Origin of the sequence: Bradyrhizobium sp. (assembly GCF_016462955.1) — a bacterium.
Classification (GTDB): domain Bacteria; phylum Pseudomonadota; class Alphaproteobacteria; order Rhizobiales; family Xanthobacteraceae; genus Bradyrhizobium.
The window spans coordinates 1-10,759 of record NZ_JAEMSD010000104.1 but is presented as its reverse complement, the minus strand read 5'-3'; the positions used below and the strand labels follow the sequence as shown (position 1 = coordinate 10,759).

The 10,759-nt window shown below is 59.6% G+C and carries 10 protein-coding genes; all 10 read left to right on the top strand.

Going from position 1 to position 10,759, the window contains the following annotated elements; translation table 11 throughout:
• Positions 1-939: acyl-CoA dehydrogenase family protein (locus JHD07_RS13635; protein ID WP_291622902.1), on the top strand; the 939-nt coding region annotated here is incomplete at its 5' end.
• Complete coding sequence (locus JHD07_RS13630; protein WP_024342795.1) at positions 936-3,107, top strand: acetate--CoA ligase family protein; 2,172 nt, start codon at positions 936-938, stop codon at positions 3,105-3,107. The genes JHD07_RS13635 and JHD07_RS13630, both read left to right, overlap by 4 nt.
• A 1-nt stretch (position 3,108) precedes the next feature.
• Entirely contained in the window at positions 3,109-4,281 is a 1,173-nt protein-coding gene (locus tag JHD07_RS13625; protein ID WP_024342796.1) for a hypothetical protein, read from the top strand.
• A gap of 13 nt (positions 4,282-4,294) precedes the next feature.
• Positions 4,295-4,759, top strand: coding sequence for a MaoC/PaaZ C-terminal domain-containing protein (locus tag JHD07_RS13620; RefSeq protein ID WP_024342797.1), 465 nt, complete (start codon positions 4,295-4,297; stop codon positions 4,757-4,759).
• Positions 4,760-4,793: 34 nt separating this feature from the next.
• Positions 4,794-5,969 carry an acyl-CoA dehydrogenase family protein gene (locus JHD07_RS13615; RefSeq protein ID WP_291622899.1) on the top strand — a complete coding sequence of 392 codons (1,176 nt, stop codon included), beginning with the start codon at positions 4,794-4,796 and terminating at the stop codon, positions 5,967-5,969.
• Between the two features lie 115 nt (positions 5,970-6,084).
• The gene (locus JHD07_RS13610; RefSeq protein ID WP_049820494.1) at positions 6,085-7,224 is read left to right on the top strand and encodes an ABC transporter substrate-binding protein; all 1,140 of its coding nucleotides are present in this window, start codon (positions 6,085-6,087) and stop codon (positions 7,222-7,224) included.
• Positions 7,221-7,988 (top strand): ABC transporter ATP-binding protein, encoded by a 768-nt coding sequence (locus JHD07_RS13605; RefSeq protein WP_049820495.1) that lies wholly within the window; start codon positions 7,221-7,223, stop codon positions 7,986-7,988. The genes JHD07_RS13610 and JHD07_RS13605 overlap by 4 nt, the downstream gene beginning before the upstream one ends.
• Entirely contained in the window at positions 7,981-8,685 is a 705-nt protein-coding gene (locus JHD07_RS13600) for an ABC transporter ATP-binding protein (protein WP_024342801.1), read from the top strand. The genes JHD07_RS13605 and JHD07_RS13600 overlap by 8 nt, the downstream gene beginning before the upstream one ends.
• The gene (locus JHD07_RS13595; protein WP_245265962.1) at positions 8,648-9,550 is read left to right on the top strand and encodes a branched-chain amino acid ABC transporter permease; all 903 of its coding nucleotides are present in this window, start codon (positions 8,648-8,650) and stop codon (positions 9,548-9,550) included. The genes JHD07_RS13600 and JHD07_RS13595 overlap by 38 nt, the downstream gene beginning before the upstream one ends.
• A complete protein-coding gene (locus JHD07_RS13590; RefSeq protein WP_049820496.1) occupies positions 9,547-10,521 on the top strand; it encodes a branched-chain amino acid ABC transporter permease in 975 nt (324 codons plus the stop codon). Before JHD07_RS13595 ends, JHD07_RS13590 begins: the two co-directional genes overlap by 4 nt.
• Positions 10,522-10,759: the final 238 nt, after the last annotated feature.

Here is a 10,759-nt window from a genome sequence, read left to right as displayed (position 1 = left end):
GATTGCGCCATCGCACTGGAGGAAATCGCCAGGCCGAGCGTGGATTTCGCGACGCGTCTCGCGTTGATCGGGTGGGGCGCGATGATCCTCGCCGATTTCGCGAGCGAGGAGATCAAGGCCGAAATCCTTCCGAAAGTCGTCAAAGGCGACACGAAGCTTTCCTTCAGCCTGACCGAGCCGGGTTCCGGATCGGATGCGGCGTCGCTCCAGACGCGGGCGCGCCGCGATGGCGATGATTACGTGATTACTGGCCAGAAGCTCTATTCGTCCGGAGCGCATGCGCCAAACAACATGATCGTTCTGGCCGCGCGGACGAACCCGGACGTCAAGAAGCATGCCGGCATCTCGCTTTTTCTCGTCCCTAACGATCTTCCGGGCATCACCATCAACCGGCTGGACGTCGTGGGCAGAAGGATTCTCGGGCTCTGCGAGATCTTTCTCGACGAGGTGCGACTTCCGAAACGGATGTTGATCGGCGAGGAAAACAGCGGCTGGTCCTACATCAACAAGCATCTGGAACGCGAACGCATTCTGCTCGCCGCGAACTATCTCGGCAACGCCCGGGCCGCAGTGGACGATGCGATCCGCTACGCCGGCGAGAGGAAGCAGTTTGGTAAGCCTATCGCCGAGTTTCAGGCGATCGCTCACATGCTATCCGATATGTCGACGGACGTGGAAGCGGCCAGATGGATCACGGCATCGACGGCCTGGCGGTACGACCAAGGGATGCCGTGCGTGAAGCAGGCTTGCATGGCCAAGCTGTTCGTCTCGGAGATGTTCGTGCGGGTGACCACGCAGGGCATGCAGATACTCGGCGGTGCCGGCTACACGCATGACCACGATATGCAGCGGTACTGGCGGGACGCGCGCAACGCGACGATCGGCGGAGGTACATCGCAAATCCAACGTAGCTTGATCGCTCGGGAGCTCGGACTGTGACGGAGATCAAGGGATACATCGAGAACAGGACGAAGCTCTTCGGTCGTAAGGAGCTCGAGCGCTTGATCAACCCCGCGAGCATCGCGGTCATCGGCGCTTCGGAATCGCCGGGCTCCTTCGGGGCGCGGACGATGGAGAATCTCGCGACTTTCGGCGGCAAGCTTCTTCCGATCAACCCGAAACGGGACGTGATCTTCGGCCACAAGGCCTACCCCACGATCGAGGATCTTCCGGAGGTACCGGATGCTGTCGTCATTTCGGTGCCGCAGGATCAGGTGACCGATCTTGTCAGACGGTGCGCAGCCAAGAGAATCAGCGGCGCGATCGTCTACTCGTCTGGTTTTGCGGAATTGGGCATCGCGGAGCGGACGGCTGCTCAACGCGAACTTGCGGAGATCGCGCAATCGACGGGCATCCGGATCATCGGCCCGAACTGCGTTGGCATCATCAACTTCGCCTCCAAAATCGGCATGCACTTCATGCCGAAATTCAACGAAATGCCGATCATCGCCGGCGGAATTGGTCTCGTCAGCCAGAGCGGGGGCCTCGGATACACCATTATCCAGGCCCTGCAGCGGGGTATCGGCTTCTCGCAATTTCTGTCGGCCGGAAATTCGAGCGATGTCGATATCTGCGACCTCATCAACTACCTGGTCGACGATCCGAGCACCGCAGTGATCGCATGTTTGTTCGAGGGAATTCGGGACGGTGGTCGCCTCATCGAAGCCGGCCGCCGAGCCTTCGCAGCGAGGAAACCACTCGTCATCTACAAGATGGGACATAGCGCAATCAGCAAGAAGGCGGCACTTTCCCACACCGGCACTTTGGCTGGCTCCAATGCGGCTTACGATGCGGCATTCCGCGAGATGGGGGCGATCGTCGTCGACAACTGGGAGGAGGTGCTCGAGACCGCCTGCTTCTTCGAGCGCGCAGGCGTTCCAAAGGGCCCCGGGGCGGGGGTCATGGCGAGCTCCGGAGGGGCCGCCGTCATCTCCGGAGACAAGGCCGAGGAGTTTGGTGTCGCGATGCCTGCGCCTCAGTACCATACCGTGGCGCGGCTGTCGAAGCTGGTGCCGGATTTCGGTTCGGTATCGAACCCGACGGACATGACCGCTGAGACACTCAAGAGCTTCGATCTGTACAGCGCCTGCATCAAGGCGTTCGCCGATGATCCGAGTTACGGCGTTGTGGTCGTGCCTATGCTTTCGGCGCAGAAGCCGATCACGACCGAGAGAGCTATTCATCTTGATCGGCTCGCAGCCGAACTCTCCAAACCGATCTGCCTCGTCTGGTTCAACGAATGGCTGGAGGGGCCGGGCAGCGAAATCTACGACAAGAGCCGGAAGATCTCGATGTTCAGGTCGATGGGCCGCTGCATGAAGGCAATAAGGTCGTGGTTCGATTATTACGACAAGGCGGACCGGAAGGCCAGGGCGGAGAAGAGTCTGTCCGACTCCAAAGCACGTGATGCGGCCCTTGCCGAGCTCGCGACGATCCGCGCGGGTGGCGTTCTCAGCGAAGCACAATCGAAAAGGCTGCTCACATCCTACGGTGTTTCGGTCAACCGCGAGGCCTTGTCCATGACCGCCGATGAAGCCGTCGCACATGCAGAGGCCATCGGATACCCCGTCGTCCTCAAGGCGGACTCGGCGGACATTCCGCACAAGACCGAGGCTGGCGTCGTCCGGTTGAACGTCAGCGACGCAGATGGGGTGCGGAAGGCATATCGGGAAATCGAACAGGCGGCCGGGCGGCTGGACGGTCCGGTCACCGTCAACGGCATTGTCGTTCAGGAAATGGTTGCGGGCGGCACCGAGATGATGGTCGGCGCTTCGGTCGACCCTCAGTTCGGGCCGCTGATCACGTGTGGCTTCGGCGGAACGGCCATCGAACTGCTCGCGGACGTGCAGACCCGGCGTGCTCCCGTCAACGTCTCGGAAGCGACCGACATGCTGCGTTCACTGCGAGGCAGCCGCCTGTTATTCGGCTACCGCAACCAGGCGGCCGCTGACATCAAGGGGCTCGCCGAGATCGTGAGCCGAATCTCCGTGTTGGTCAGCGATCTGCGCCAGGAGATCGTTGAATTGGACGTCAATCCCGTCAAGATTTCGGCCAATCGTGCCGTAGCCGTCGACGCTCTGATCGGGCTAGGCAGCAAGAGGAATTGAAATGAATAAATTGGCTTCTGGAAAGATCGCGATCGTCGGCGTTGGCGAATCCGACATTGGCAAGGTGCCCGGGATGACCGGGCTGGGCCTGAACGCCCAGGCGGCGAAGCGTGCGCTCGACGAAACAGGTCTCAAGGTGTCGGACATCGATGGTGTCCTGACGGCGTATTCCTTCACCGAACCCTACTTCATGTTGGGATCGGTGCTGTGCGAATATCTTGGCATCAAGCCCCGCTACAATGCGTCCATCGTCGTTGGCGGCGGATCCCCCGCCGTGATGCTGAAGCACGCGGCTGAGGCGATCCTTGCGGGCAGCGCGGAGACCATCCTGGTGTGCGCTGGCGAGAACCGCGCGACCGGTCAATCGCGCGACTCGGCGGTCTCGGCGCTCCTGGCGGTCGGACATCCCTATTTCGAGCAGCCCTACGGCGGATCGATTCCTGGATTCTACGCCATGATCGCGCAGCGCCACATGCACGTCTACGGCACGACGCGCGAACATCTCGCCAACATCGCGGTGAACACGCGCCGCCATGCCTTGCTTCACCCCAACGCGCACATGAAGAGCGCGATCACGGTCGAGGACGTGTTGTCGGCAAAGCCGATCGCCGATCCGCTCGGCATGCTCGACTGCTGCCTGATCTCCGATGCCGGCGGCGCGTTCATCGTGACCTCGGCCGAACGTGCGAAGGACCTCAAGTCGAAGCCGGCCTATCTCCTCGGCATCGGCGAGCACCACACTCATGAACATCTGATGTGCGCTCCGAGCCTTACGGAGTTTGGCGCAAAGCAGTCGGGTGAACGTGCTTACGCAATGGCCGGCGTAACACCGTCAGACATCGACGTTGCCCAACTCTACGACTGCTTCAGCATCGTGCCGCTGATCGAGCTGGAAGAGCTTGGCTTCTGCGAACCGGGAGAGGGCGGCTCCTTTTTCTCCGACGGCAGAGCATCGATCGGAGGCAAGCTGCCTATCAATACGCATGGCGGCATGTTGTCCCATGCCCACGCGGGAGCCGCTGGTGGACTTTTCGGCATCATTGAGGGTGTACGCCAGCTGCGCGGCGGACTCGGTGCCCGCCAGGTGAAAGACGCCGAACTCGCGCTGGTTCACAACGAGGGCGGCATCCTGTCCTCGCACTGCACACTCATTCTCGCGAACAAGCCGAACTAAAAAAGGAACACCCATGAGCATCCCCCGCCCGCGTGGACGCTACTTCGAGGACTTCGAGGTTGGCCAGGAATTCGAAAGCCCGGCGCGCACCGTGACGCAGACGGACATCATCAATTTCGCTTGCCTTTCGGGCGACTTCAATGAAGTTCATACGAATTTCGAATATTGCAAAACGACGCAATTCGGAGAGCCGATTGCGCATGGCCCGCTGGTCTACGCGATCATGGGCGGCCTGCAATACGCGAGCGGAATCAACGATGGTACGCTGCTGGCGTTGCTGCAAATCGACAAGTGGCGCCTTCTTGATGCCGTCAAGCACGGCGATACGATCCGTCTGCGCTCCAAGGTCGTCGACAAGAAGGAGAGTAGCAAGTCGGACCGCGGCGTCATCACCTTCAAGCGAGAATGCGTGCGGCATGACGGACGTGTCGTCCAGGAGATGCAAGCCACGCTGCTCTATCGGCGCCGGCCGAAATGACCGGTGGCAGGTCGCTCAATTCCCGCACGAAAGCATGCAGGTAGCGCAGATGCATCTGTTCGATAACAACGAAGAGTTCGACCTCACCGACGATCAGCTGCAGGTGCGCGCGAGCGTGCTCCAGCTTTTGCGGGAAAAGCTGCCGCCATGGAAGGTCGCGGAACTCGACGACAAGAGCGAATTCCCATTCGACGCTTACGCCGCTCTTGCTGAGGCCGGGTGGCTTGGGTTGCCTCATGACGAGCAGTACGGGGGGGCAGGCGGCAGTTATATGGATCTGGCCGTCCTGATCGAAGCGATCGCCTATCACAATGCCCAGATGGCTTCGGCTTACCTGACTACAGTCGTCTATGGCGGAATGCATCTGAAGTTCGGAGCCAGCGAGCAGTTGCGGGCGTCCATGTTACCGCAGCTCATCGCCGGGAAGCTGAAGTTGGCGTTCTGCCTGACGGAGCCGGACACAGGATCCGACGCCAGCAGTATCCGGACGAAGGCGGTTGCGAAGGGGGACGACTGGATCATCGATGGCCAGAAAGTCTACATCACTTGCGCTCACGTCGCCGGCTATCTGGTCGTTGCAACAAAGACGGACCCGGAGGCAAGGCACAAGGGCATGACGCTCTTTCTCGTCGACGCCAAGGCGAAAGGTGTGACCATCCGCCCGCTGCGGGGGCTCGGCAGGCGCATGATCCACACCAACGAGGTGTTCTTCGACGGCGTCAAGGTTCCCGCAACCCACGTTCTGGGCGGGGTCAATGGCGGATGGAAGAACATCATGCGCGGTTTGAATGTCGAGCGGCTGCTCCTGTCGGCCGCGGCAAGCGGGAATTGCTACAGGATACTGGAATCTGCGATCGATTTCGCCCGACGGCGCAAGCAGTTCGGCAAACCGATCACTGAATATCAGGCCATCAGCCACAAGATCTCGGACATACGCAGCATGGCCGAGATATCGCGTGTCATGACCTATCGGCTCGCTTCTCTCATGGACAGAGGCGTTGCACCGAGCACCGCGGCGGCCGTCACGAAGATTTTCGCCACGGAGAGCAATTCCAAATGCGCTGACACCGGCATCCAGATCATGGGCGGCGCGGGATTGATGATGAACTCGGAGATGCAGATGTATTTTCGGGATTCCAGGGTCGGCACAATCGGCGGAGGAACGAGCGAGATCCTTCGAAACGTCATCGCCAAATCGATGCTCTCTTAAGAGGACCGGAACAATGCGTGGATTCTCTCGACGAACCTTCTTGGCCGGGACGGGGGTACTTGCCGTCGGAGTACGCTCCGCACGTGCGCAAAGCGACCGTGTTGTTCGTGTGGGAATGATCCTTCCGATCAGCGGCAATCTGGCCCAATATGCTGCGAACATGTTCCCGCCATTCCGCTACGTGATCGACAAGGTCAACGCGGAGGGGGGCATCAAAAGCATGGGGGGGGCCAAGATCGAGCTTGTCGTCGCCGACAACGCGAGCGGCAGCGCCGGCACTGCGAGCGAGGCCCGACGTTTGATCGAGCAGGAGAAGGTGTCTTTCATTGCCGGACCGCTGGTGACGAGCGAAATGCTCGCATTGGTTCCGGTTCTCGACGAACTGAAGGTTCCTGCGCTTTCCTTCACCAGCGGCGATAGCCGATCTAAATATTTGTTCTCGATCGGGTTTACCTACGAAAAGGGATACGCCGCTCCGCCAATCGAGTTCTTGAACTATCTCATTAAAGAAAAGCGACGAAGTATCCGGTCGGTGGCCCTCGTTTACTCGAATTACGAAGCTGGCCAGCAGATCGCCAATTTCCAGGAAAAGATGGTGACAGCCGCGGGCCTCACCGTGGCGGCGCGCATCCCGGTCGACCGTACGGCTCAAGACCAGACATCCACGATACTTCGTATCAAGTCAGCGAAACCCGATGCCGTAGTTGGCCTGGTGCTGACACGGGAAGGCGTCTTGCTGCATCAGGCGCGGGCCAACTTGCGATACAACGAAGCGACGTTCGTCGGCTGCGGCGCCGGATATGCGGACGTCACGCTTTGGAACGAGCTTGGTGCAAAATTGGCCGAGCAGGTCCTCACGCGTAACCTCTTCGCCACGACGGGGTTTGTCGTGGGTATCGACCAGCCAGGGGCGAAACAGATCGTTTCCGAATTACAGCGGCAGATCAACGAAAAGAAGATGCAGGGCCCCATCGGGCACTACCAGGTCTGGGCGGCGCAAGCGGCCAGATTGGTGCAGGCAGCGTTCGAGCTTGCTGGAAATAACGACCGCGAAGCGCTCAGAGGCGCGTTCGAGAAGGTCCGGATCGGGCGCAGCGATCCTTTCTTGTATTTGCCGCGGCCTGAGCTTGCCTTCGGCGAGGACAACTGCCTTACAGACCAGACTGCGCTTGCGCTGCAGTGGCAGCCGGACGGCAGCCAACAGGCGTTGTGGCCTGCGGAGTTTTCGCGCGGGGAGCCGAGGTCGTATCAATGAGGCTGGGTCCCGGGCCTGCGGCGCCGATTGATGCTAAAAGACCGGGCGCTTTGCTGGAGGTCAGACATCTTACGAAGCGTTTCGGAGGCGTTATCGCCGTCAATGACGTCTCGTTCGTTCTGCCCCGCAACGAAATACTGGCCGTCGTTGGACCGAACGGTGCGGGAAAGACGACGTTGTTCGGACTGATCTGCGGTTTTCTGCGCAACGACCAGGGAAAGGTGCAGTTCGATGGGCGTGACGTCACTGGTCTTCCGCCGCACGTGATCGCGAAGCTTGGAATGGTTCGTAGTTTCCAGATCGTCCAAATGTTTCCGGACCTGACGGTGCACGAAACGGTCGTCGCGGCGGCGATGCTCCATCACGCTTTGCCCGCCGCGCGCCGCCTTGCCGACGAGATTCTCGAAGAGCTGGACCTGGCGGAAAAGCGAAAGGAACTCGCTTCGTCTTTACCTATTCAGAGCCGAAAGCGCCTCGAACTGGCGAAGTGCGTGGCTACCGACCCAAAGCTTATCATCCTGGACGAAGTAATGGCGGGCCTGACGCTTGTGGAGGCGGAAGTGCCGATCGCGGCCATTCGCAAGCTGCGCGACCGCGGCATCACCTTCCTCATGGTCGAGCACGTGATGCCCGTCGTGATGCGGCTTGCAGATAGAATGCTCGTCCTTAACTTCGGCGAGCTGATAATGCAAGGGACGCCGGAGGAGGTCATGTCGCATCCCGACGTGCAGGATGCTTATTTGGGAGCGGCGTTGGATGCTTGAAATCGAAGGCGCGAGTGCCGGATACGGCGACCTCGATATCTTGCGCGGGGTGTCGCTGAAGATTGCCAAGGGCGAGATCGTGGGTCTTCTCGGCGCGAACAATGCCGGAAAGTCGACCCTCGTCAATTGCATCAGCAGGATCGTTCCGTGGAGGGGCGGAAAGTGCGTTTTTGAGGGAAGCGACATCTCGCGACTGCATGCGCACGAAGTCACCGAGCGCGGCATCAGCCAGGTTCCCGAGGGTCGACAATTGTTTCCGGAAATGACCGTCTGGGAGAATCTCGCTCTCGGTGCTTACACCCGCAAGGCGCGCCTCGAACGTTCACGCAAGCTAGAATTTGTCCTCGACCTCTTTCCCAGGCTATCCGAACGGCGCGTGCAAGCCGCTGGAACTCTCTCGGGCGGCGAGCAGCAGATGCTTGCGATCGGAAGGGCGCTCATGTCCGGACCGAAGCTGCTCATCTTGGATGAGCCGTCGCTCGGTCTTTCTCCAAAGTTTGTGCTTACGATCTTCGAGGCGTTGACGGCTATGCACCGCGAAGGACTGACGATCCTGCTGGTGGAGCAAAATCTGAACCTGACGCTACAGAACGTGCAGCGCTGCTACGTCCTCGAACGCGGCGAAATCGTCATCTCCGGACGAAGCGAGGATATGCAGGATGATCCCGCCGTCAAGCGGGCTTATTTGGGGACTTGAAATGGAGATATTATACCAGGGGGTGATCCAAGGCGTGCTCATCGGTAGCACGTACGGACTGATCGCCCTCAGCATGGGGCTGATCTACGGCGTGAGCGGCATCACGAATTTCGCGCAGGGCGACCTGATGGTCCTCTGCATGTTCATGACGCTGACGCTGTCAACCCTTCTGAACTTAGACCCGTACGTCTCGATTCTGATTACGATGCCGGTCATCATCGCCGTAACGGCCGTCGTATATCGATACCTGATCCAGCCGATCAGTTCCCAGCAATTGATGGTCATCCAACTCACGCTCGGCTTGATGTTTGTCATCCAAAACGGGATCTTGATGGTCTACGGCGGTAACTTCCAAAGAGTTCCGTCCGTACTTGATGGTGACGTCTTGGTGATCGGCGATTTCGCTGTTGTACAGACGTCGCTGCTCATTTCCTTCGTTGCGACATGGGGGCTCGCCGGCGTCCTCTTCTGGACGCTCGGGTATACCGACTTCGGCCGAAGCGTACGGGCGGTGCACCAGAACGCGAAAGCCGCGGCATTGGTCGGCGTCGACGTGCGACGGACGCAACTCATCGTGGTATCGCTAAGTGCGGCGATCCTTGCTGTGTCCGCATCGCTCCTCGTCGCCGGAAGGCCGATTCATCCGGGCGAGGGTCTTCACTATACCGTGGTCGCGTTGATGCCGTTCGTGCTCGGCGGCATGAACAATCTCCTTAGCATCCTCGTCAGCGGCATCATCATCGGCGTGGCCGAGACGCTCGGGAACGTCTACTTGAACGGGCCACTGGGATTCGCCGTACCTTACGCGGTATTCATCGCCATTCTCATCTTCCGGCCCCAAGGGCTTTTCGGATCGCGATCATGAAGTTCGCCAAGGTCACGAAGGCCGCGATCACTGCGTCTACCATCGTCATCGTGGGAGCGGCAATCATGGCGCTCCCCGGCTACTACGGCGGAATCGCCACCAAAACGTTGATCTATATCGGGCTCGCTTCTGCCTGGAACATCGTTGGTGGCATTGGGGGGCAACTATCGCTGGGCCACAGCGTTTTCATTGGTCTTGGCGCGCTCCTTCCGGCCGCGATGTTGCTTAAACTGTCCGTTCCGTGGTGGATAGGTGTGCTATGCGCGGCTGCAATGTCTGGTGCGATAGGCGCGGCGATTTCCTGGATCACGTTCAGATTTCGGCTTGGGCATCTGTATTTTGCTCTGGTGACGCTTGCGATCGGCGAGTTGGGACGCATCATCGTGATTGGCACGGAGTTTCTCGGAGGCGCCTCGGGACTGCTCGTTCAATACAGGCCGATGTCCGCATCCGGACTGCAGCTTTCAGTCGCAAACCAAAATGTCCTCCTTGCGCTTTGCTTCATGGCCTTAGCTCTCGCGACAAGTTACGCGATCCTCCACTCCAAGCTAGGCTATCGCCTGCGAGCGCTAAAAGGGAACGAAAACGCTGCGCAAGCCATCGGAATAGACCTTTTCCGATCGAAGGCGACCGCGATGGTGATCAGCGCAGTTCTCAGTTCATTGGGCGGTTCGGTCCTCGCTCGCTACGACGGATTCGTTGATCCCGAAGTCGTAGCGTCACCTATATTGATTATATCCATAGCGCTATTCACGGTGGTCGGCGGCGCGGGCAGGCTGTGGGGGCCCGTACTTGGGGTCGGATTGTTGTTTCCGCTAGGAGAGATCCTCCGCGGGAACTTGGCCAACAATCTCCCTGGTTTGCATCTTGTTTTGTTCGGCGTCATTCTCGTCGCCGTCATTCGCCTCATGCCCTCAGGCATAACTGGGTGGTTCGCGAGTCGGTTCCGATCCGCGTGGGCCGTCAAATAACTTAAACAAGTTTCTGCGACCTGAATTGGTATGTCTTAGTTAGGCGAGGTCCGTTGAAAGGGTGGCTTGGCGCCTCGCGCCCCAGCCCCGTTGGATCGTGAGTGAACTAGTGGGCTTTTGTCGTGGCAATGGTGCCGTAGCAGGAGTGGTTGGAAAATGAAGGCGGCGTAATCTCCAGCTTGATCCAACAGGCGATTGCGGCGTGTCCGCGTCGGAGGAGATCACGCCATGACGAAGA

Coding starts and splice junctions, on each gene's coding strand:
- JHD07_RS13625 (WP_024342796.1), top strand. CDS start 3,109: ATGAATAAATTGGCTTCTGGAAAGATCGCGATCGTCGGCGTTGGCGAA.
- JHD07_RS13620 (WP_024342797.1), top strand. CDS start 4,295: ATGAGCATCCCCCGCCCGCGTGGACGCTACTTCGAGGACTTCGAGGTT.
- JHD07_RS13615 (WP_291622899.1), top strand. CDS start 4,794: ATGCAGGTAGCGCAGATGCATCTGTTCGATAACAACGAAGAGTTCGAC.
- JHD07_RS13610 (WP_049820494.1), top strand. CDS start 6,085: ATGATCCTTCCGATCAGCGGCAATCTGGCCCAATATGCTGCGAACATG.
- JHD07_RS13605 (WP_049820495.1), top strand. CDS start 7,221: ATGAGGCTGGGTCCCGGGCCTGCGGCGCCGATTGATGCTAAAAGACCG.
- JHD07_RS13600 (WP_024342801.1), top strand. CDS start 7,981: ATGCTTGAAATCGAAGGCGCGAGTGCCGGATACGGCGACCTCGATATC.
- JHD07_RS13595 (WP_245265962.1), top strand. CDS start 8,648: ATGATCCCGCCGTCAAGCGGGCTTATTTGGGGACTTGAAATGGAGATA.
- JHD07_RS13590 (WP_049820496.1), top strand. CDS start 9,547: ATGAAGTTCGCCAAGGTCACGAAGGCCGCGATCACTGCGTCTACCATC.